General features: G+C 35.6%; 19 protein-coding genes and 5 tRNA genes. 5 read left to right on the top strand and 19 right to left on the bottom strand.

The features are described from left to right. Positions 1-42: 42 nt before the first annotated feature. Positions 43-468, top strand: coding sequence for a hypothetical protein (locus K8V80_RS03210; RefSeq protein WP_276775410.1), 426 nt, complete (start codon positions 43-45; stop codon positions 466-468). Further along, complete coding sequence (locus tag K8V80_RS03205; protein ID WP_276775408.1) at positions 465-1,340, top strand: IS3 family transposase; 876 nt, start codon at positions 465-467, stop codon at positions 1,338-1,340. Before K8V80_RS03210 ends, K8V80_RS03205 begins: the two co-directional genes overlap by 4 nt. A 60-nt stretch (positions 1,341-1,400) precedes the next feature. Here K8V80_RS03205 and rpoC read toward each other — a convergent pair whose 3' ends face one another. The 17 genes from rpoC to rpsU all read right to left on the bottom strand — a co-directional run bounded on the left by rpoC (position 1,401) and on the right by rpsU (position 15,873). Continuing rightward, positions 1,401-5,684 (bottom strand): DNA-directed RNA polymerase subunit beta', encoded by a 4,284-nt coding sequence (gene rpoC, locus K8V80_RS03200; protein ID WP_006743892.1) that lies wholly within the window; start codon positions 5,682-5,684, stop codon positions 1,401-1,403. A gap of 75 nt (positions 5,685-5,759) precedes the next feature. Next, positions 5,760-9,572, bottom strand: a complete 3,813-nt coding sequence (gene rpoB / locus K8V80_RS03195; RefSeq protein ID WP_276775406.1) for a DNA-directed RNA polymerase subunit beta — start codon at positions 9,570-9,572, stop codon at positions 5,760-5,762. Positions 9,573-9,676: 104 nt separating this feature from the next. After that, positions 9,677-10,048, bottom strand: a complete 372-nt coding sequence (rplL, locus tag K8V80_RS03190; RefSeq protein WP_006743890.1) for a 50S ribosomal protein L7/L12 — start codon at positions 10,046-10,048, stop codon at positions 9,677-9,679. A 46-nt stretch (positions 10,049-10,094) separates the two neighbouring features. After that, positions 10,095-10,610 (bottom strand): 50S ribosomal protein L10, encoded by a 516-nt coding sequence (rplJ, locus tag K8V80_RS03185; protein WP_006743889.1) that lies wholly within the window; start codon positions 10,608-10,610, stop codon positions 10,095-10,097. Further along, positions 10,610-11,323 carry a 50S ribosomal protein L1 gene (gene rplA, locus K8V80_RS03180; RefSeq protein ID WP_006743888.1) on the bottom strand — a complete coding sequence of 238 codons (714 nt, stop codon included), beginning with the start codon at positions 11,321-11,323 and terminating at the stop codon, positions 10,610-10,612. Before rplA ends, rplJ begins: the two co-directional genes overlap by 1 nt. Before the next feature lie 14 nt (positions 11,324-11,337). Next, entirely contained in the window at positions 11,338-11,781 is a 444-nt protein-coding gene (rplK, locus tag K8V80_RS03175) for a 50S ribosomal protein L11 (RefSeq protein ID WP_006743887.1), read from the bottom strand. Between the two features lie 52 nt (positions 11,782-11,833). Further along, a complete protein-coding gene (gene nusG / locus K8V80_RS03170) occupies positions 11,834-12,376 on the bottom strand; it encodes a transcription termination/antitermination protein NusG (RefSeq protein ID WP_006743886.1) in 543 nt (180 codons plus the stop codon). A gap of 17 nt (positions 12,377-12,393) precedes the next feature. After that, on the bottom strand, positions 12,394-12,585 hold the full coding sequence (gene secE / locus K8V80_RS03165; RefSeq protein WP_006743885.1) for a preprotein translocase subunit SecE: 192 nt from the start codon (positions 12,583-12,585) through the stop codon (positions 12,394-12,396). Between the two features lie 15 nt (positions 12,586-12,600). Further along, a tRNA-Trp gene (locus tag K8V80_RS03160) sits at positions 12,601-12,673 on the bottom strand. 52 nt (positions 12,674-12,725) lie between these two features. Beyond that, positions 12,726-13,910, bottom strand: coding sequence for an elongation factor Tu (gene tuf / locus K8V80_RS03155; protein WP_006743884.1), 1,185 nt, complete (start codon positions 13,908-13,910; stop codon positions 12,726-12,728). A gap of 53 nt (positions 13,911-13,963) precedes the next feature. Next, a tRNA-Thr gene (locus tag K8V80_RS03150) sits at positions 13,964-14,035 on the bottom strand. A 9-nt stretch (positions 14,036-14,044) separates the two neighbouring features. Continuing rightward, a tRNA-Gly gene (locus tag K8V80_RS03145) sits at positions 14,045-14,117 on the bottom strand. Positions 14,118-14,143: 26 nt separating this feature from the next. After that, positions 14,144-14,229: transfer RNA gene (locus K8V80_RS03140), tRNA-Tyr, on the bottom strand. 11 nt (positions 14,230-14,240) lie between these two features. Further along, positions 14,241-14,314: transfer RNA gene (locus K8V80_RS03135), tRNA-Thr, on the bottom strand. A gap of 99 nt (positions 14,315-14,413) precedes the next feature. Next, positions 14,414-14,707 carry a ribosome hibernation-promoting factor, HPF/YfiA family gene (gene hpf / locus K8V80_RS03130; RefSeq protein WP_040310274.1) on the bottom strand — a complete coding sequence of 98 codons (294 nt, stop codon included), beginning with the start codon at positions 14,705-14,707 and terminating at the stop codon, positions 14,414-14,416. Positions 14,708-14,724: 17 nt separating this feature from the next. After that, positions 14,725-15,606, bottom strand: coding sequence for a tyrosine-type recombinase/integrase (locus K8V80_RS03125; RefSeq protein WP_172633432.1), 882 nt, complete (start codon positions 15,604-15,606; stop codon positions 14,725-14,727). Between the two features lie 75 nt (positions 15,607-15,681). Next, on the bottom strand, positions 15,682-15,873 hold the full coding sequence (gene rpsU, locus K8V80_RS03120) for a 30S ribosomal protein S21 (protein WP_006743881.1): 192 nt from the start codon (positions 15,871-15,873) through the stop codon (positions 15,682-15,684). A 185-nt stretch (positions 15,874-16,058) separates the two neighbouring features. On the opposite strand from rpsU, the gene K8V80_RS03115 reads away from it, so the two are divergent. The 3 genes from K8V80_RS03115 (at position 16,059) to mnmA (ending at position 19,514) form a co-directional block, all read left to right on the top strand. Beyond that, positions 16,059-17,831: an aminopeptidase P family protein gene (locus tag K8V80_RS03115; RefSeq protein WP_276775399.1), complete on the top strand. Its 1,773-nt coding sequence runs from the start codon at positions 16,059-16,061 to the stop codon at positions 17,829-17,831. 5 nt (positions 17,832-17,836) lie between these two features. Continuing rightward, positions 17,837-18,382 (top strand): gamma carbonic anhydrase family protein, encoded by a 546-nt coding sequence (locus K8V80_RS03110; protein ID WP_006743878.1) that lies wholly within the window; start codon positions 17,837-17,839, stop codon positions 18,380-18,382. A gap of 61 nt (positions 18,383-18,443) precedes the next feature. Further along, complete coding sequence (gene mnmA, locus K8V80_RS03105; protein ID WP_276775397.1) at positions 18,444-19,514, top strand: tRNA 2-thiouridine(34) synthase MnmA; 1,071 nt, start codon at positions 18,444-18,446, stop codon at positions 19,512-19,514. On the opposite strand, the gene K8V80_RS03100 is transcribed toward mnmA, so the two are convergent. Next, entirely contained in the window at positions 19,511-20,731 is a 1,221-nt protein-coding gene (locus K8V80_RS03100; protein ID WP_276775395.1) for a 3-deoxy-D-manno-octulosonic acid transferase, read from the bottom strand. The genes mnmA and K8V80_RS03100 overlap by 4 nt on opposite strands. Positions 20,732-20,740: 9 nt before the next feature. Continuing rightward, a complete protein-coding gene (gltX, locus tag K8V80_RS03095) occupies positions 20,741-22,258 on the bottom strand; it encodes a glutamate--tRNA ligase (protein ID WP_276775393.1) in 1,518 nt (505 codons plus the stop codon). Positions 22,259-22,292: the final 34 nt, after the last annotated feature.

Raw genomic sequence — 22,292 nt, 5'->3', positions numbered from 1 at the left:
TGTCTCGTCCTAATATAGCGTTACAACAAAAAGATGAATAGAATGAAAGAATCAAAAAGTCAGTATGTTAAACGCACGCAAAAGGATTATACTTTATCCTTTAAATTGGAAGTAGTCGGTCAAGTAGAACGAGGAGAGCTCTCCTTAAGTGAGGCTCGCTTAAAATATGGAATCCAAGGACATAATACTATTCGTGTTTGGTTACAAAAATATGGTAACTTTGACTGGGAAAATCAATGCCCCAATAATATGACAAAGAGTAAAACTCAAACGATATTAGAATTAGAGCAAAAAATTAAGCTCCTAGAGAAGCAGAATGCAACTTTAGAACATAGAGCAGAGCAGTCAGATCGGAAAGCTGCCATATTTGACATGATGATTGATATGGCTGAACAAGAATATAATATCTCTGTAAGAAAAAACTCCTTACCCGGGTTGTCGACCACTATAGTGAAAAAGAAGAAATGAGCATTAGCTCAACCTGTAAACTTCTCGGGTATGATAGACAGGTTTATTATCGATCTAAAAAATCCTTTAAACAAAAACGACTAAGAGCATCAAAAGTGATTAATTTAGTCCAAGGTGTGCGCCAGATAATGCCACGTATAGGCACTCGTAAGCTGTATTTCCTGCTTCAAGAACCATTAAATAGACTTGGAGTAGGACGTGATAAGTTATTCTCTATACTTGCAGCTAATCATATGCTCATTAATCCTGAAAAGAATTATAAAACAACCACTAACTCACATCATCGTTTTAGAAAATACAAAAATCTTATAGAACTGCTAGACATCAATCGTCCAGAACAAGTCTGGGTCTCTGATATTACATATATTGGAGGTCGGGGTAACTATTATTTAAGTTTAATAACAGACGCTTATTCAAAGAAAATTATGGGATATAACCTATCTACTAGCTTGGCCACAGCAGGAAGTTTAAAGGCTTTAAATATGGCTAATAGAAATAGAATCTATAAAGAAAAAGAGTTGATACATCACTCCGATAGGGGTATACAGTATTGTAGTAATGAATATCAAAAGAGACTAAGACAAATGAAAATAACACCCAGTATGACTGAAAGTTATGATCCCTATGCTAATGCAATTGCTGAAAGAGTCAATGGTATATTAAAACAAGAATTTCTTTTAGAGAAATATAAGGTTGATTTAAAAACAATGAAAATTTTGGTCAAACAAGCTATTGAGATATATAATACACAAAGACCACATTACTCCTGTAATATGAAAACCCCACAAGAAATGCACCTACAACAAGAGATTAAAATAAAAAAGTATAAAAAACAAAATCCAGCTGTAGAAGAATCTCTACAACTGGATTAATGATTTATATTTGTGTAATAAACTGTATCGTTTATTTAGGACGAGACAGTATATATTTGGTTATTTAACCTCTTTATAGTCTGTTACAGTCTTTTTGTTAGCCATAATTCTATCATACTCTTCCTTAGAACCTACAATTATTTTTTGGAATTCACGTTGACCAGAACCAGCAGGTATTAAGTGACCACAAATCACATTTTCTTTCATACCTTCTAATTTATCAACTTTACCATTAATTGCAGCTTCGTTAAGAACTTTAGTAGTTTCCTGGAAGGAAGCAGCAGACATAAAGCTCTTAGTTTGAAGAGCAGCACGCGTAATACCCTGAAGAATCTGAGTAGACGTTGCAGGAACTGCATCACGAACCACTACAATCTTCATATCTCGACGTTTTAGTTTAGAATTTTCATCACGTAGTCTTCGAGCAGTAACAATCTGACCTTTTTTCAAAGTTTCAGAATCACCTGCGTCTATAACCACTTTTTTACCCCAAATACGATCGTTCTCTTCCATGAAATCAATTTTATCAACAATTTCTTTTTCTAGGAAGTGAGTATCACCGGCTTCATCAATCTGAACCTTACGCATCATCTGACGTACAATAATCTCAAAGTGCTTATCATTAATCTTCACACCCTGAAGACGGTAAACATCTTGTACTTCATTTACAATATACTCTTGTACCGCTGTAGGTCCTTTAATAGCAAGAATATCTGAAGGAGTTGTTGCACCATCTGAAAGAGGTGTACCAGCACGAACATAGTCATTTTCTTGAACTAGAATTTGACGGGATAATGGTACAAGATATTTTCTTACCTCACCAGTTTTAGTGGTAACAATAACCTCACGATTACCACGTTTAATCTTACCCATTGAAATCTGACCATCAATTTCAGATACAACAGCAGGATTAGATGGGTTACGTGCTTCAAATAATTCAGTGACACGGGGAAGACCCCCTGTAATATCCCCTGCCTTACCAACAGCTCTAGGTATTTTAACGATAATTTCTCCAGCCTTGACATTAGCATTGTCTTCAACAACAATATGTCCTCCTACAGGCAAGTTATACGTTCTAAGAATATCTCCTGACTCATTAACAATATGTGCAGAAGGAATCTTAGTCTTATCTTTAGTTTCAATGATAATTACTTCACGAAGACCAGTAGCTTCATCAGATTCTATCTTATAAGTAACTCCTTCAACCATGTCTTCAAACTTAATCTTACCAGCAGATTCAGTAATAATAACAGCATTGAATGGGTCCCATTTAGCAATCAAAGCACCTTTTTCTACAACTTCATTATCTCCAGAAAATAATAGAGAACCATAAGGCACGTTATGAGTAGAAAGAACAATTCCAGTATTTACATCTACGAAACGAACTTCAGCAAGACGTCCAACAACAACTTTACTTGCTTCTCCTGTTTCAGTAATAATATCAACAGTACGTAATTCTTCAAACTCTAGACGAGATTTATTCTTAGCCTTTATTGTTGCGTTAGCAGCAATATTAGCGGCAGTACCCCCAGCGTGGAAAGTACGAAGTGTAAGCTGAGTACCAGGCTCACCAATAGATTGAGCTGCAACTACACCGACAGCTTCACCTCTTTGAACCATACGGTTTGTAGCTAAGTTACGTCCATAACATTTAGCACAAACACCTTTTTTAGATTCACAAGTTAATACTGAGCGAATTTCAACTATTTCAATTGGAGAATCCTCTATAATCTGAGCTATCTCTTCAGTAATTTCATCACCTGATGCAACGATTAATTCTCCTGTTGTTGGATGAATTACATCATGTACAGAAACACGACCAAGAATTCTTTCAAATAGAGTAGCAATAACCTCATCGTTATTCTTCAATGCTGTACATTCAAGACCACGTAAAGTACCGCAATCTTCTTCATTAATAATCACATCATGAGATACATCAACAAGACGACGGGTTAGATAACCAGCATCGGCTGTCTTAAGTGCAGTATCCGCAAGCCCCTTACGAGCACCGTGAGTAGAAATAAAGTACTCAAGAACAGAAAGACCTTCTTTAAAGTTAGAAAGAATAGGGTTTTCAATAATTTGACCACCTTCTGCCCCAGCTTTTTGAGGTTTAGCCATCAAACCACGCATACCAGATAGCTGACGAATCTGCTCTCTAGAACCACGGGCACCAGAATCAAGCATCATATATACTGCATTGAAACCTTGGTCATCAGATGAAATCGTTTTCATCAAGATGTTTGATAACTCAGAGTTAACATGTGTCCAAATATCAATAACCTGATTATAACGTTCATTATTAGTAATGAAACCCATGTTATAGTTATTAATAACTTGCTCTACTTCTTCATAACCTTTTTTGATAAGTTCTTCTTTTTCGATAGGAATGATAATATCATCCAAGTTAAAAGAAAGACCACCTTTAAAAGCCATCTTATATCCTAAATTCTTAATACCATCTAGGAAGTCAGCTGTACGAGATACACCACAAGTTTTAATTACTCGACCAATGATATCACGAAGTGATTTCTTAGAAATAACAGTATTAATATAACCAACTTCTTCAGGAACAATTTCGTTTACAATAACACGTCCAACCGAAGTCTCACGCATTGTAGGAACGATATTTCCATCTTCATTTAAGTCAGGAACAACAACTTTAATAGGAGCATGAATATCTACACGACCTTCATTATAAGCAATAGTTGCTTCTTCTGCACCGTAGAATATTAATCCTTCTCCTTTAGTACCTGTACGAAGTTTTGTAATGTAATATAAACCTAAGACCATATCCTGAGAAGGAACAGTAATAGGAGCACCATTTGCAGGATTTAATATATTATGCGAAGCCAACATCAATAATTGAGCTTCTAATATTGCTTCGTTGCTTAAGGGTAAGTGAACAGCCATCTGGTCACCATCAAAGTCGGCGTTAAACGCAGTACATGCCAATGGATGCAACTGAATAGCCTTACCTTCAATCATCTTTGGTTGGAATGCTTGTATACCTAAACGGTGAAGTGTCGGAGCACGGTTTAATAGAACTGGATGACCTTTCATCACGTATTCAAGAATATCCCAGATAACAGGCTCTCTTCTATCAACAATCTTCTTCGCTGATTTTACCGTTTTAACAATACCACGTTCAATCAGTTTACGAATAATAAATGGCTTAAATAATTCAGCAGCCATTAGTTTTGGAAGACCACATTCATGCATTCTCAATTCTGGGCCTACAACAATAACTGAACGTGCAGAATAGTCTACACGCTTACCTAGTAAGTTCTGACGGAAACGACCTTGCTTACCTTTCAAACTATCTGAAAGAGATTTTAAAGGACGATTAGCATCTGTCTTAACAGCACTTGACTTACGAGAGTTATCAAATAGAGAGTCAACAGACTCTTGAAGCATACGTTTCTCATTACGCAAAATAACTTCTGGAGCCTTAATTTCAATTAAACGCTTTAGACGATTATTACGTATGATAACACGACGATATAAATCATTCAAGTCTGAAGTAGCAAAACGACCACCATCTAGTGGAACAAGAGGACGTAATTCTGGTGGTATTACAGGTACCACTCGCATAATCATCCATTCTGGTTTATTTCTACCACGAGATGCACGGAAAGATTCAACTACTTGAAGACGCTTTAATGCCTCATTTTTTCTTTGCTGAGATGTATCATTAGAAGCTTTATCTCTTAATTCATAAGATAATGCATCCAAATCTAAACGAGCTAATAACTCATACACAGCTTCAGCACCCATCTTAGCTATAAACTTATTAGGGTCTGAGTCATCAAGATATTGATTATCCTTTGGAAGAGTCTCTAATATATCTAAATACTCATCCTCGGTAATTAAGTCATATTCCTTAAGTTCGTCACTTGCTTTAATTCCAGCTTGGATAACAACGTAACGCTCATAATATATGATAGAGTCAAGCTTCTTAGTAGGTAATCCTAATAGATAACCTATTTTATTTGGCAATGAACGGAAATACCAGATATGAGCTACAGGCACAACTAAGTGAATGTGTCCCATACGTTCACGACGAACCTTCTTCTCTGTTACTTCAACACCACAGCGATCACAAACGATACCCTTATAGCGAATACGTTTATATTTACCACAATGACATTCATAGTCCTTTATAGGACCAAAAATTCGTTCACAGAATAAACCATCTCTTTCGGGTTTATAAGTACGATAATTGATGGTTTCAGGCTTTAAAACTTCACCACTCGAATTTTCAAGGATCTCTTCTGGAGAAGCCAATCCAATTGAGATTTTCGAGAAATTATTCTTTACTTTATTCTCTTTTCTAAAAGCCATATGATAATAATATTGAAAGTTTTTGAACTAGATAATGAAGGGAGGTTTAAAAACCTCCTTTCGAATGCTTATTAATTACTCAAGATGTATACTTAAACCTAAACCTCTTAATTCGTGTAGTAATACGTTTAGAGATTCTGGGATACCTGGTTCTGGCATTTGATCACCCTTAACAATAGCTTCATAAGCTTTAGATCTACCAATCACATCATCAGATTTGATTGTAAGAATCTCTTGTAGGATATGAGCAGCACCAAAGGCTTCAAGAGCCCAAACCTCCATCTCTCCAAAACGTTGACCACCAAATTGAGCTTTACCACCAAGTGGCTGTTGAGTAATAAGTGAGTATGGTCCAATAGAACGCGCGTGCATTTTATCTTCAACCATGTGACCTAACTTAAGCATGTAAGTAACACCTACTGTTGCAGGTTGGTCAAAACGCTCACCTGTTCCACCATCATATAGGTATGTTTTACCATAACGAGGCAAACCAGCTTTATCAGTCCATTCACTAATATCTTCTAAAGTTGCACCATCGAAAATAGGAGTAGCAAACTTCATTCCTAATTTCTTACCTGCAGAACCTAATACAGCTTCGAAAATCTGTCCAAGGTTCATACGGGAAGGCACACCAAGAGGGTTAAGAACGATATCAACAGGAGTACCATCAGATAAGAAAGGCATATCTTCATCACGAACGATTCGAGACACAATACCTTTGTTACCATGACGACCTGCCATTTTATCTCCAACACCTATTTTACGTTTTTTTGCAATGCTAACTTTCGCCATTTGAATGATACCAGCAGGTAATTCATCACCTATAGTAATAGCAAACTTGCGACGTTTAAGCTCTGCATCAAGTTCTTTATACTTCTTTAAGTAGTTAAGAATAAGATCTCTAATCAGCTTATTAGCATGCTCATCTTCTGTCCAGTTACTTAATTCTACACCTTCGAAATCAAGACTTGCAAAATCAGCAGCTGTAAAATGCGCTCCCTTAGAAATAATCTCAACACCCAAGAAATCTTTCACCCCAGCTGATATCTGATTATCAGTTAAAGAAATCAACTTCTTTACAAGAATACTTCTAATTTCATCAAATTGTTCTTGGAACTCTTCATCTATTTTAGCAACAATAGCCTTGTCAGCTTTCTTAGAGCTACGACTCTTCATTACTCGTGAGAATAACTTCTTATCAATAACAACACCGCTTAGCGATGGAGAAGCTTTCAATGAAGCATCTTTTACATCACCTGCTTTATCACCAAAAATAGCACGTAAAAGTTTTTCTTCAGGAGAAGGATCTGATTCACCTTTAGGTGTAATCTTACCAATCATTATATCTCCTGGTTTAATGCGAGCACCAACGCGAACTATACCATTTTCATCTAAGTCTTTTGTAGCCTCTTCTGAAACATTTGGTATATCCGAAGTCAATTCTTCCATTCCACGTTTGGTTTCACGAACTTCAAGAGTATATTCTTCAACATGAACTGATGTTAAAACATCCTCTCTTACGATACGTTCACTCAACACAATCGCATCTTCATAGTTATATCCCTTCCAAGGCATATAAGCTACAACAAGGTTTTTACCTAAAGCTAGCTCTCCATCCTCTGTTGAATAGCCTTCTGTTAAAACTTCACCTTTAACGACTCTCTTTCCTACTTCACAAATAGGACGAAGGTCAATGGTCATACTTTGGTTAGTCTTTAAGAACTTAGGTAAGTTATATTTTTTAAGTGCAGGCTCAAAGCTTACAAATTCCTCCTCTTCAGTACGATCATAGAGAATATGAATTTCTGTTGCATCTACGAATTCAACAATACCATCTCCTTCCGCAGCAATCTGCGTTCTAGAATCAGTAACTAATTGTCTTTCGATACCTGTACCCACTATAGGAGCTTCACTCTTTATAAGAGGAACAGCTTGACGCATCATGTTAGATCCCATCAATGCACGGTTAGCATCATCATTCTCTAAGAATGGGATTAAAGATGCAGCGATAGATGCTATCTGCTGAGGAGCAACGTCCATTAAATCAACTTCATTAGGCTCAACTACAGGGTAGTCAGCTTCAAGACGAGCTTTAACTCTATCATTAACAAAAACACCATCATCATTAAGAGGTGCATTTCCTTGTGCAATAATTTTATTTTCTTCTTCCTCAGCTGTTAGGAATACAACTCCATTGTCTGTAACATCAACTACACCTTTTGCTACTTTACGATAAGGAGTTTCTATGAAACCTAAATCGTTGATTTTCGCATAAACACATAAAGATGATATTAGTCCAATATTAGGCCCCTCTGGAGTTTCAATCGGACATAATCGGCCATAGTGAGTGTAGTGAACGTCACGAACCTCGAAACCTGCACGCTCACGCGACAAACCACCTGGTCCTAAAGCAGACATACGGCGTTTGTGAGTAATCTCAGATAATGGATTTGTTTGATCCATAAATTGAGATAAAGCATTAGTTCCAAAGAAAGAATTGATAACTGAAGATATTGTCTTAGCATTAATCAAATCCACAGGAGTGAACACTTCGTTGTCACGAACATTCATCCTTTCACGAATTGTACGTGCCATACGAGCAAGACCAATAGAGAACTGATTAGATAATTGTTCTCCCACAGTTCTTACACGACGATTACTCAAGTGATCAATATCATCAACAATCGTTTTTGAGTTAATCAACTCAATTAGATATTTAATGATTTCAATAATATCCTCTTTTGTTAATACCTTCACGTCCATATCAGTCGATAAATTCAATTTTTTATTGATTCTATATCGACCAACAGTTCCTAAATCATAACGTTTTTCAGAGAAGAACAAGTTATTGATTACCTCTCTTGCACTAGCTTCATCTGCAGGGTCAGCATTACGCAATTGACGGTAAATATATAAAACAGCTTCTTTTTCAGAATTACTAGGATCTTTTTGAAGTGTATTATATATAATAGAGTAGTCAGATTGATGAGCATCTTCTTTATGCAGAAGAATAGTTGCAACACCAGACTCTAAAATTAAATCAACATGTTCTTGTTCAATAATAGTTTCTCTATCAATAATAACTTCGTTACGTTCGATAGAAACAACTTCTCCGGTATCTTCATCTACAAAGTCTTCAATCCATGATTTTAAAACACGTGCAGCAAGTTTTCGACCAATAGTCTTTTTAAGATTGGTCTTATTTACTTTAACTTCTTCTGCAAGATTAAAGATTTCTAAAATGTCTTTATCGGTTTCGAAACCGATAGCTCGTAACAATGTAGTTACGGGTAATTTCTTTTTTCTATCAATATATGCGAACATCACATTATTGATATCAGTAGCAAACTCAATCCATGATCCCTTAAATGGAATAATACGAGCAGAGTATAACTTTGTACCATTAGCGTGAACGCTCTGACCAAAGAATACTCCTGGAGATCTATGAAGTTGAGAGACGATAACCCTTTCAGCTCCATTTATAACGAAAGTTGCCTTGTCAGTCATATATGGAATTGGACCAAGGAATACGTCTTGAATCACTGTATCAAAATCCTCATGCTCTGGATCAGTACAGTACAACTTTAGTTTAGCCTTTAAAGGTACACTATAAGTCAAACCGCGCTCGATACACTCATCAATAGAATAACGAGGTGGATCAATGTAGTAGTCTAAGAACTCAAGAACGAAGTTGTTTCTTGTATCTGTAATTGGAAAGTTTTCAGCGAAAACTTTGTACAAGCCCTCATTCTTTCTCTTTTCTGGAGCTGTATCTAGCTGTAAGAAGTCATGGAATGACTTTAGTTGCACATCTAAGAAATCTGGATACTTAAGAGGTTTCTTAATTGAGGCAAAATTAATTCTATTATTTACAGTATTTGAAGACATCGATTATTGAATTTGAAGAACTTAATGTTAAATATATACACAAAAAGGTTAAGAACCCTAAAAATAGGGTTCTTAACCGCAGTTACCTGATAAACAGGAAAATCTTATTTAAGTTCAACTTCAGCTCCAGCTTCTTCTAATGCTTTTTTCAATGATTCTGCTTCGTCTTTAGCTAAACCTTCTTTAACTGTGCTAGGAGCATTGTCAACTAGGTCTTTTGCTTCTTTTAGACCTAAACCACATGCTTCTTTAACTGCTTTTACAACTTTCAATTTAGCTGAGCCAGCGCTCTTTACTACTACGTCGAAAGATGTTTTTTCTTCAACAGCTTCACCAGCAGCAGCTGGTCCAGCAACAGCAACAGCTGCAGCTGCAGGTTCGATTCCGTATTCTTCCTTTAGGATTGTTGCAAGTTCATTAACTTCTTTCACTGATAAGTTAACTAGTTCTTCTGCAAAAGCTTTCAAATCTGCCATTTTTGTATTTTTTTAATTGTTTATTTACTTTTTATTGATTCAGTTTTTATCTTTCACCTAGAGTTTTTAGAACTCCGTGAAGGGTGTCTCCACCAGATTTAAGAGCTGAGATAACATTTTTCGCTGGAGATTGTAGCAATGCAACAATATCAGCAATAACCTCATCCTTACTCTTGATGCTTATAAGAGCTTCAAGGTTTTCAGCACCGATGTAGAAGCTTTCTTCTGCATAAGCAGCCTTTAAGCCAGGAATACCATTTTTAGCTTTATCTTTAATTAGCTTAGCAGGAGCACTAGCAACATTTGATAACATAATTGCAGTAGTACCTTTAAGCGAAGTAAATACTGGAGAGTAATCTACTCCTTCAATACTTTCAAAAGCTTTTACTAAAAGTGAATTCTTAGCTACGATCAATTTAACTTCAGCTTTAAAACAAGCTCTTCTTAGTTCACTAGTAGCAGTTGAATTCATTGCTGCAGTGTCAACTATATAAAAGTGCTCGTATTCTTTAATTGCAGAAGCTAATTGTTCTATAATAATTCCTTTATCTTCCTTTCTCATTATTCTTCTATTTTAAAGATTTCGCTAATGGATTTAGGGTCTATTTTAACACCCTTACTCATAGTGCTAGAAAGATAAATACTCTTAAGATAAGTTCCTTTAGCTGCTGTTGGTTTCATTTTAATCAATGTTGAAATGAATTCCTTAGCATTTTCATAAATCTGCTGAGGTGTAAATGATATTTTACCAATAGAAGTATGTACAATACCAGATTTATCAACTCTAAAGTCGATTTTACCTTGTTTTACTTCTTTTACAGCTTTAGCAACATCCATTGTCACAGTTCCACTCTTTGGGTTAGGCATCAAGCCTCTTGGTCCTAGAACTCTACCTAGAGCACCAATTTTACCCATTATTGATGGCATAGTTATGATTACGTCAACGTCAGTCCATCCGCCTTTTATCTTATCGATATATTCGTCAAGACCTACATAGTCAGCACCAGCTTCTTTAGCAGCTTCTTCTTGGTCTGGAGTACATAGTACTAAGACACGAACTTGCTTACCTGTACCATGAGGCAAAGATACAACACCTCTTACCATTTGGTTCGCTTTACGTGGATCAACACCTAAACGCACATCAATATCTACAGAAGCATCAAACTTTGTAAAAGTAATTTCTTTTACTAGAGCTGCAGCTTCTTTAAGAGAGTATGTTTTCCCTGCTTCAATTTTTTCAGCTGCCAATTTTTGATTTTTTGTCAGTTTTCCCATTATAATTGAAGTTTTTAAATGTTAGTGGGGAAGTCCCCTTTAACAGAGATACCCATACTTCTAGCAGTTCCTGCAACCATTGTCATAGCTGCTTCTACTGTAAAGCAATTTAAATCGACCATTTTGTCTTGAGCAATTGTTTGCACCTGTTCCCAAGTCAACTCAGCCACTTTTTTACGGTTTGGTTCTGCTGAACCTTTCTTAGCTTTTGTAGCTTCAAGAATTTGTACCGCTACAGGAGGAGTCTTGATAATAAAATCAAAAGACTTATCTGTATAGTAAGTGATGATTACTGGCAATACCTTACCAGCCTTGTCTTGAGTTCTGGCGTTGAACTGCTTGCAAAACTCCATGATATTAATTCCCTTTGCACCTAAAGCAGGTCCAACGGGAGGTGATGGGTTTGCTGCGCCTCCTTTAATCTGTAACTTGATTAATCCAGCAATTTCTTTAGCCATTATTTTTATTTATTTTAAAATTTAAAAAAGACATAAAAAGCGTAACAACTAATTATTCTTTTTCCACTTGCATAAAGTCAAGTTCTAATGGTGTTTTACGACCAAAGATCTTAACCATAACTTTTAGCTTCTTCTTGTCCTTATCAATTCCTTCAATGTCACCACTGAAACCACTAAAAGGACCCGAAGTAACCTTTACAGTATCACCTACAAGATATGGGATATCAATATTATCCGCAGCTTCTTGAAGTTCGTCTACTGTACCGAGAATACGGTTGATTTCTGATTGTCTCAAAGGAGTAGGATTATCCATCCCTCCTAAAAAACCGATTACATTCGGAGTACTTCTTAGTTGGTGAGCGACCTCACCTACAAGATTTGCTTCTACCAAGATATAACCTGGCAAGTAACTTCTTTCTTTTATAATTCGTTTTCCGTTACGTACCTGAGCTACTTTTTCAGTAGGGATCAAAACCTGAGATACATACTCTCCAAGAGAAGTATTTTTAATTTCAGCTTCGATATATTCTTTAACCTTAGCCTCTTTTCCACTGATGGCACGTAAAACATACCATTTGTTTTGGTTCTCAGACATTTATAATTCCTTCCTTTTTATCCTGGATAAACAACGTTCTCCATTAATGTTCTAAAACAGAAATCCATACCGCTAACTACTAATGCAATTATTAGGGAAGCAGATAATACTACAACTGCACTATTAGTTAACTCAGACCGAGATGGCCACGATACTTTATGCACAAGTTCATCGTAGGATTCTTTAATATTTAATAAAATCTTTTTCATATGAATTATGATTTGCACGGGCGGAGAGGCTCGAACTCCCGACACCTAGTTTTGGAGACTAGTGCTCTACCAACTGAACTACACCCGTAGAATAGTCGGTTCACTCTAAGAGAGAACCGACATTATTTAGTTTTTTCAGATTATTCAACAATCTTAGTAATCTGACCAGCACCTACTGTACGTCCACCTTCACGAATAGCGAAACGAAGACCTACGTTAAGAGCAACTGGATAGATAAGCTTAACGTTAATAGTAACGTTATCACCTGGCATTACCATTTCAACTCCTTCAGGAAGAGTAATCTCTCCAGTACAGTCCATTGTACGAAGATAGAATTGAGGGCGATAATTATTATGGAATGGAGTATGACGTCCACCTTCTTCTTTTTTCAAGATATAAACCTCAGCTTGGAATTTATCATGAGGTTTTACTTGACCTGGGTGACATAGAACCATACCACGTTTGATATCGCTCTTTTCAATACCACGAAGTAATAAACCTACGTTATCTCCAGCTTCACCTTGGTCCAACATTTTGCGGAACATTTCAACACCTGTTACAACGCATTTTCTATCTTCACCAAGACCTAGAAGTTCAACTTCATCACCAACTTTCACAAGACCTGCTTCAATACGACCTGTCGCTACTGTACCACGACCTGTAATAGAGAAAACGTCTTCAACTGGCATTAAGAATGGTTTATCAACATCACGTGGAGGCAATGGAATCCAAGTATCAACAGCATCCATTAATTCCATGATCTTATCTTCCCATTTTTCAACACCTTCTAGAGCACCTAGAGCAGATCCTCTAATAATAGGAGTTTCATCTCCATCAAAGTTGTAAAAGTCAAGAAGCTCTCTCATTTCCATTTCAACTAGTTCAAGCATTTCTTCGTCTTCAACCATATCGCATTTATTCATAAATACAACTAGACGAGGAACGTTTACTTGGCGTGCAAGAAGAATATGTTCACGAGTTTGAGGCATAGGACCATCTGTAGCAGCTACTACAATGATAGCACCGTCCATCTGAGCAGCACCAGTAACCATGTTTTTTACGTAGTCAGCGTGACCTGGACAGTCAACGTGAGCGTAGTGACGATTAGCTGTTTCATACTCAATATGTGAAGTATTAATAGTAATACCTCTTTCTTTTTCCTCTGGAGCGTTATCAATTTGATCATATGATCTTGTCTCAGAGAAACCTTTTTTTCCTAACACTGTAGTGATAGCAGCGGTCAAGGTAGTTTTACCGTGGTCAACGTGACCAATTGTACCAATATTTACGTGTGGTTTGGTACGTACGAATTTCTCTTTAGCCATAGCTTTACTTGTTATTTATTTGATTAATAATCAGCACTTACAATTTTTTTGTGAGCTGTTACCGGGATTTGAACCCGGGACCTCTTCCTTACCAAGGAAGTGCTCTACCACTGAGCCATAACAGCAAGCAATAGAGCGGAAGACGGGGCTCAAACCCGCGACCCTCAGCTTGGAAGGCTAATGCTCTATCAACTGAGCTACTTCCGCAATACAACTCATCGGCAAAGATAAGCTGGTGGGCAAAGATGGATTCGAACCACCGAAGGCATAAGCCAGCAGATTTACAGTCTGCCCCATTTGGCCACTCTGGTATTTGCCCTTAAAATTTCGAGCCTCTTGTCGGATTCGAACCAACGACCCCGAGATTACAAATCACGTGCTCTGGCCAACTGAGCTAAAGAGGCTTATAGTAAACTTGCAGCCATTTCTGCAATGACTCTAGTGAAACGGCTGCAAATTTAAATATTAATTTCTTTTCTGCAAAACGAATTGCAATTTATTTATTAGCTAACTTGTCGAGCCTTATATTTTTTAAGCTGTCTGATCAGTGCTTCTAATACCTCATCAGTTGCTTCTTCAAAAGTCTCACAAGTTTTACTAGCATATAATTCAGTTCCTGGTACATGAATGCGGATGCCCACTTCTTTATTTAATGCGGGATCAGCCTTCAATTTTAAAAACACCTCAGCTTTCTGTATATTTTCGTAAAAACGTTCTAATTTATCTACACCCTCTTGAACAAAGTTCACTAAGTGTTCTCTTGCCTCAAAATTAATAGAGTGAATTCCTACTTCCATCATAGTTACCTCCTTTTTTAAGCTCTTGGATGAGCCTGATTATAAACTTTTTTTAGTTCTTTAAACGTCGTATGAGTGTATACTTCTGTTGCCGATAAACTAGTATGTCCTAATATCTCTTTTATAACTTGTAGGTCAGCACCATTATTCAACATATTAGTCGCAAAGCTATGCCTCAAAACATGAGGACTGCATTTGACTAATGTTGAGATGGTTGATAAACTAGACTGAACAGACTTATATACTAGATTTCGATAAACCCTCAAACCATTTGATCTAATAAAAAAAGCTCCACTTCTATTTTCGATAGAAGTATTTCTCTCTTTCAAGTATTCACAAATGCTATCAGCCAAGGAAGAACCAAAAGGAATGACTCTTTCTTTATTTCCTTTACCTAATACTTTTATCTGCCTTGATACTAAATCTACATCACTATCATTTAACCCAACTAATTCAGCTAAACGAATTCCTGTAGAATAAAACATATCAATCATTAACTTATCACGAAAGCCCTCAAAGTTTTTCTCGAAAAACTCACCCTCTAAAAGCTTATCCATATCCTTTGCTTGAATAAACTCTGGCAAGTTTTTTCCAGATTTTGGTCCTTCAACCAATTTCAACTTATCCGATTTTATTTCCCCAATTTTCAAAAGATATCGAGAAAACACACGGAGAGAACTTAGTTTTCGTTTCACAGAAGCCGTCGAATATCCTTGATCCATCAAAGAAACCATCCAGCTTCTAACATTGTATACATTCAACTCTTTCAAAGAACACTCTTCACTATTAAAACACATATCCTGGAAAAACTGTTCAATATCATTACGATATGCTTTTACTGTTTTTGAAGAATAATTTCTTTCGTAGTTTAAATAGTCTATAAATCTATCAAGATATATCATCGCTTCTAGTACTAGACTATAACGAATATAATAAAAAGAATTCATCTCCTCCCATAGATTGGGAGTTAAATATTAATCTTCTAGGTCTTTTAATTGCTGAACATAAATAGCACGTTCTCTTTTAAATCTATTACGAACTGATGGCTTATCGTATTGTTGTCTTCTTCTTAACTCTTTTACGATTCCAGTTCTCTCAAATTTTCTCTTAAATTTTTTAAGAGCTCTTTCGATGTTTTCGCCTTCTTTTACAGGTACTACAATCATTTTCTATTATTTAGTTTAACAATGAATTTATAAAATAATGTTTTTATTTCAATTTGCAAAATTAAGCATAGTTTCGTAATTCTCAAAACTTTCTGCTTTTTTTCCAGTATATTAATACTATATAACCCCATCACCTATATATTTTTTTAATTTTGCCATATCTAAATACTCTAAAATTATAAACTATGAATTCAAAAATTAAGCAGCGCATTAATAACCTTAGGGAAAAAATGCAAGCTCATGATTTACAAGCTGTCATTATCCCTACCAGTGATCCTCATATGAGTGAATATATTCCAGACTATTGGAAAACAAGAGAATGGATTAGTGGATTTACTGGTTCTGCAGGAACTGTGGTCATAACCCAAACAAAAGCAGGTCTATGGACTGACTCCAGATATTATTTACAAGCATCGCAACAATTAGCTAACACCAATATTATTCTTTATAAAGATGGACTTAAAGAAACTCCAACAATAACCCAGTTCTTAAAATCAAACCTTCCATCAAAGTCTAATATTGGTATAAATAGCGAAACAACACCTATTGAAACATATAGGATTTGGAAGAAAGAGTTGATTAATTTAAGTTTGAATGCTGACAGTAATCTAGTACAAGAGTTATGGGATGATAGACCAGAACTACCTACATCTCAAGCTTATATCTATGATGAGAAATATGCAGGGAAGAGCTCTAAATCAAAAATAGAAGAAATTAGAGATAAATATATTACTTCTAGTTCTAAAAAAATCCTGATTACTGCGCTGGATGAGATAGCATGGATATTAAATATTAGAGGTCAAGAAATACAGAACAACCCAGTTGTCATATCATACCTTATTCTTTCTCAAAAATCTTGCGATTTATTTATTGATAGTAAAAAAATATCGGATGAACTTAAAAAATACCTAAAGGATCAATCAATAAACACACACGAATATAAAGATATCTATCCATTCTTATCTCAAATACATGAAACAGAAATCCAGTATGACCCTAAAGTTACCAATGTAAAACTCACTCAATCATTACAAAGATCAGTAGTTAAAAAAGAAACTCCTTCTCCCATAGCTTTATTAAAAGCTATCAGAAATAAAAAAGAGATAGAAAATATAAAAAGAGCAATGATTAAAGATGGTATAGCTCTTACAAAGTTTCTAATTTGGTTAGAGACGAATATAAACTCATCCATAACAGAAATAGATATTTCTAACCAGCTTTATAAATTGAGATCACAGCAAGATTTGTTTATAGGAGAGAGCTTTGATACTATTGCTGGATATAAAGAGCATGGTGCTATAGTACATTATAAAGCAACTCAGGATACGAATGCAACCTTAAAACCAAAAGGGCTACTTTTAGTTGACTCTGGTGCACAATACTTAGATGGAACAACAGATATCACAAGAACAATTGCTTTAGGAGAGCTATCAAGTGAAGAAAAACTAGATTACACATTAGTTTTAAAGGGTCATATAGCACTCGCTAGAGCGGTTTTCCCAGAAGGCACAAGAGGTAGTCAAATAGATATATTAGCACGTTTACCTCTTTGGGAAAATAGAAAAAACTTCCTACATGGAACAGGACATGGTGTGGGACACTTTCTATGCGTACATGAAGGACCTCAAAGTATTCGAATGAATGAGAACCCCATTCCCCTTCACCTTGGCATGCTTACTTCAAATGAGCCAGGGGTATACATAGATAATAGTCATGGAGTAAGAATTGAAAATTTAATATTAGTTATTCCTTTTGGAGATGGTCTATATAGCAATTATTATAAATTTGAAACTATTACATTATGCCCTATTTGCACAAAAGGAATTGTTAAAGAAATATTAACTGACCAAGAAATTCAATGGCTAAATGACTATCATAAGAAAGTATATGATACTTTAGCAAAACACTTAAACAATAAAGAACAAGAATGGCTTAAAAAGGCCACAGCTAAAATTTAAATATCATGGCATTAATAAAATCAGTTAGAGGCTTTAATCCTAAATGGGGTAAAGATTGTTATTTTGCAGAGAATGCTACACTTATCGGAGACTTAATTATAGGTAATGAATGTAGCGTATGGTTCAACGCTGTATTAAGAGGAGATGTTAACTCTCTACACATTGGAGATAGAGTGAATTTACAAGATGGATGTGTATTACATACACTATATCAAAAATCAACCGTCACTATTGGTAATGATGTAACTGTTGGCCATAATGCAATTATTCATGGCGCTGATGTCGATGATGGCGCATTAATTGGAATGGGTGCTATTCTTTTAGACCATGCTCATATAGGTAAAGGTGCTATTATTGCTGCAGGCTCTGTTGTCTTAAGTAATACAATAGTCGAGCCCTATACTCTTTGGGCAGGTGTACCAGCCAAATTTGTAAAGAATGTAAATCCTGAACAAACAGAAGAACTAAATAAAAAAATTGCATCTCAATACCCTTTTTATGCTTCTTGGTATGAAGAGGGCCACACAGATTCTACTGATAGTGAAAAATAACAAAATCACTAAACATTTGAAGTTTATCATTGTTTGAAATGACTAATATTTACTTTATATAATGAAAAATATAGCAACATTGCTATCTGGAGGTGTAGACAGCTCAGTTGTTGTACACCTCCTCTGCGAACAAGGTTTTAAGCCCGATCTATTTTATATTAAAATAGGGATGGATGACAAAGAGTACATGGGGTGCTCTGCCGAAGAAGATATTGAGTTAGCTCAAGCAACAGCTAGAAAATATGGACTAACATTAGACGTTATAGATTTACAGCAAGAGTATTGGGACAGCGTAGTCAAATATACTATAGAAAAAGTTAGTAAAGGCTATACGCCCAACCCAGATGTTATGTGTAACAAACTAATTAAGTTTGGATGCTTTGAAGAAAAAGTAGGATATCAATACGACTTTACGGCTACAGGGCATTATGCTTCCACACATTGTATTGATGATCAGACATGGTTAGGTACAGCAAAAGATCCATTAAAAGATCAAACAGACTTTTTAGCACAAATAGATAAACTTCAAGTTTCAAAGCTCATGTTTCCTCTTGGCAACCTAATGAAACATGAAGTCAGAGATATCGCATTGAACGCAAAGCTACCTAGTGCTAAACGTAAAGATAGTCAAGGAATATGTTTTCTAGGCAAAATCAATTATAATGATTTTGTAAAAAGATTCTTGGGCGAAAAAGAAGGTCCTATTATAGAGCTAGAAACAGGGAGGATTCTTGGAAAGCATAACGGTTTTTGGTTCCACACTATTGGACAAAGAAAAGGTATTGGACTTGCAGGTGGACCATGGTACGTGATGAAAAAAGACATTCAAGAAAACACTATATATGTTTCTAGAGGATTTGATGTAGAAACTCAGTATGGAGATCATTTTACAATGAATGATTTTCACTTCATAACAGCGAATCCATGGAAAGAGTTCCCAAAAGAAGGTGTTGAAATTAAATTTAAAATTCGCCATACCCCAGAGTATTCACCAGGCTATTTATTCCAAAAAGGAACGCAATACCTCTTAAGATCTAAAGAGAACCTTCAAGGAATAGCTCCAGGACAGTTTGGCGTAATTTATGATAAAGATGCAAAGATATGTATTGGAAGTGGAGAAATTTCTTTTTAGAAATTAATCATTTTCAGAATCTTATCTGAAGCTCCAGAATGCTGATGAACATAGCCTCCAGCTAAGGCACTTGTTTCTTTATAAAAGACTTTATCTTCAAAGAATCGATTTAAAAGTGCCTTCAGTTCATCAAAATCACGAATTGAATAAGCTCCTTTACATTCAATTATTTCACGAGCCTCCATGAATTTATGATACTTAGGTCCAAATAATACAGGTATCCCATATACAGCAGCTTCAAGGATATTATGAATTCCAACGCCGAATCCCCCTCCAATATAAGCAACTTCTCCGTAACGATAAATTGACGATAATAAACCAAAGCAATCAATGATCAAACAATCTGCTTTTTTCACATTATCTCCATTAGCCTTTGTATATCTAACATAAGGTCTGTTGAGCTTACTTATTATTTCAACTAAATGATTTTCATCTATAACATGAGGAGCTATAATTAACTTCATTTCAGGATGTTGATTAAAATATTCTATAAATAAATCTTCATCTGGCCCCCATGAGCTTCCAGCCACAAATGTCGGACTACCTCCTTTAAAATTTTCTACAAGTTGAAGATCTTTTGCTTGATCTTTAATTTGGATAACTCGATCAAATCGTGTATCTCCAACAACAGTTACTCTTGTTATATCAATTCGTGATAAAAACCTTTTAGAAGCTTCATTCTGTACAAACAAGTGATCGAAGTTTTTCAAAACCTTACGATATGTTCCTCCATACCATTTAAAAAAAACTTGATTCTTCCTAAATATTGAAGAGATACTATAAGTAGGAATACGTCTTTTATGTAATTCATCTAGATAATTTTTCCAAAATTCATATTTAATAAAAAATGCCATTTTGGGATTGGCCAAATCTAAGAATTTGGAAACATTTCTAGGCTTATCAAATGGTAAATAGCAAACAACATCTGCTCCTTGATAGTTTTTTCTCACTTCATATCCTGATGGAGAAAAGAATGTTAAAAGAATTCGATACTCAGGATACTGAGCACGAATCTTTTCTATTAATGGTCGTCCTTGTTCAAACTCACCAAGTGAGGCTGCATGAAACCAAATATAATCAGCATCTTTTTCAATTTGTTGACGAAGTAATTGGTAAACAACATGATGCCCACGTACCATCTTCCTCGGCTTCTTACTAAACAGTGCTGCTATATGAACAAGGAAGCCATATATATATATTGCAATATTATAAAACATAGATTTTCCTTAGCCAAGTACCTCTACTGCCTTATGCATACGCACTAATGTTTCGTCTTTACCCAAAAAAGCAGTAATATCAAACATATGAGGACCTTTACTTGCTCCTACAACTGCAAGGCGAAAAGCATTCATTACTGCCCCTACTTTGTAGTCATTAGCAGCAATCCAATCCATAACAACTTTTTCTTGATTTTCCGCAGAAAAATCATCTAAGCCTACCAGTAAAGTAGCTAAATCAGAAATTTGTTTTCCAGATTCTTCTTTCCAGCGTTTACGAACTGTCTTTTCATCGTATGACTCTGGTGCTACAAAGAAGAATCCAGCCTCATCCCATAATTCATGGACGAAAGATATACGATCTTTCATTAGTTTCACCACTTGGGTTACTCTATTTAAATCTATATGAATATTATACTCTTCTAAAGTTGGCATAAATAATTTAGCTAATTCTAAATCTGATTTTCTCTGAATATATTGATGATTAAACCAAACACCTTTTTTAAAATCAAATTTAGCACCAGCTTTACTACATCTACTTAAATCAAAAAGCTGAATAAGCTCATCCATAGATATCATCTCTTGATCTGTTCCAGGATTCCACCCTAAGAGTGCTAAAAAGTTAATGACTGCTTCAGGTAAATAACCTGATTCTCTGAATCCTGATGAAATATCACCAGTCTTAGGATCTTTCCACTCCAATGGAAAAACAGGAAAGCCCAAACGATCACCATCACGTTTACTCAACTTACCATTACCTTCTGGTTTTAATAAAAGAGGCAAGTGTGCAAAAGAAGGCATCGTCTCTTCCCAACCAAAAGCACGATATAATAAAACATGGAGTGGTGCTGAAGGCAACCATTCTTCACCACGAATAACATGTGATATATCCATTAAGTGATCATCAACAATATTCGCTAAATGATAGGTCGGAAGTTCGTCTGCAGACTTGTATAGAACTTTATCATCAAGTACAGATGAGTTAATTACTACTTTTCCACGAATTAAATCATTCACATAGACATCCTCATTAGGCTCAATTTTAAAACGAACTACATATTGTTCGCCTTGAGCTATTAACTTTTCAACCTCTTCTCTAGACAAAGTTAAAGAGTTACGCATTTCCAAACGAGTGGAAGCATCATACTGAAAGTTTGCTACTTCATGACGTTTTTTATCTAGCTCCTCTGGAGTGTCAAATGCAACATATGCTTTACCGCTATCCAATAATACTTTTACATACTTCTTATAAATATCACGGCGTTCAGACTGACGATACGGACCATAGTTTCCACCAAAACTCACACCTTCGTCAAAATGTATATTTAACCATTTAAATGATTCTAGAATATACTCCTCAGCACCTGGAACAAAGCGATTTGAATCCGTATCCTCAATACGGAAAATCATATCGCCACCATGTTGACGAGCAAATAGATAATTATATAATGCAGTGCGGACACCACCAATATGCAAAGCACCAGTTGGACTGGGTGCAAAACGAACTCTTACTTTTCTATCAGACATAATTCATTATAAATCTATAAAACAGAGCAAAATT

This window comes from Bacteroides coprosuis, assembly GCF_020741705.1.
GTDB lineage: Bacteria > Bacteroidota > Bacteroidia > Bacteroidales > Bacteroidaceae > Bacteroides_E > Bacteroides_E coprosuis.
Note: the sequence above shows the minus strand (reverse complement) of the source record. Positions and strands in the feature narration are given on the sequence as shown.

Excerpts from the sequence above, each read along its gene's own strand:
- K8V80_RS03210 (WP_276775410.1), top strand. The coding sequence starts at position 43 with ATGAAAGAATCAAAAAGTCAGTATGTTAAACGCACGCAAAAGGATTAT.
- K8V80_RS03205 (WP_276775408.1), top strand. The coding sequence starts at position 465 with ATGAGCATTAGCTCAACCTGTAAACTTCTCGGGTATGATAGACAGGTT.
- rpoC (WP_006743892.1), bottom strand. The coding sequence starts at position 5,684 with ATGGCTTTTAGAAAAGAGAATAAAGTAAAGAATAATTTCTCGAAAATC.
- rpoB (WP_276775406.1), bottom strand. The coding sequence starts at position 9,572 with ATGTCTTCAAATACTGTAAATAATAGAATTAATTTTGCCTCAATTAAG.
- rplL (WP_006743890.1), bottom strand. The coding sequence starts at position 10,048 with ATGGCAGATTTGAAAGCTTTTGCAGAAGAACTAGTTAACTTATCAGTG.
- rplJ (WP_006743889.1), bottom strand. The coding sequence starts at position 10,610 with ATGAGAAAGGAAGATAAAGGAATTATTATAGAACAATTAGCTTCTGCA.
- rplA (WP_006743888.1), bottom strand. The coding sequence starts at position 11,323 with ATGGGAAAACTGACAAAAAATCAAAAATTGGCAGCTGAAAAAATTGAA.
- rplK (WP_006743887.1), bottom strand. The coding sequence starts at position 11,781 with ATGGCTAAAGAAATTGCTGGATTAATCAAGTTACAGATTAAAGGAGGC.
- nusG (WP_006743886.1), bottom strand. The coding sequence starts at position 12,376 with ATGTCTGAGAACCAAAACAAATGGTATGTTTTACGTGCCATCAGTGGA.
- secE (WP_006743885.1), bottom strand. The coding sequence starts at position 12,585 with ATGAAAAAGATTTTATTAAATATTAAAGAATCCTACGATGAACTTGTG.
- tuf (WP_006743884.1), bottom strand. The coding sequence starts at position 13,910 with ATGGCTAAAGAGAAATTCGTACGTACCAAACCACACGTAAATATTGGT.
- hpf (WP_040310274.1), bottom strand. The coding sequence starts at position 14,707 with ATGGAAGTAGGAATTCACTCTATTAATTTTGAGGCAAGAGAACACTTA.
- rpsU (WP_006743881.1), bottom strand. The coding sequence starts at position 15,873 with ATGATTGTAGTACCTGTAAAAGAAGGCGAAAACATCGAAAGAGCTCTT.
- K8V80_RS03115 (WP_276775399.1), top strand. The coding sequence starts at position 16,059 with ATGAATTCAAAAATTAAGCAGCGCATTAATAACCTTAGGGAAAAAATG.
- K8V80_RS03110 (WP_006743878.1), top strand. The coding sequence starts at position 17,837 with ATGGCATTAATAAAATCAGTTAGAGGCTTTAATCCTAAATGGGGTAAA.
- mnmA (WP_276775397.1), top strand. The coding sequence starts at position 18,444 with ATGAAAAATATAGCAACATTGCTATCTGGAGGTGTAGACAGCTCAGTT.
- K8V80_RS03100 (WP_276775395.1), bottom strand. The coding sequence starts at position 20,731 with ATGTTTTATAATATTGCAATATATATATATGGCTTCCTTGTTCATATA.
- gltX (WP_276775393.1), bottom strand. The coding sequence starts at position 22,258 with ATGTCTGATAGAAAAGTAAGAGTTCGTTTTGCACCCAGTCCAACTGGT.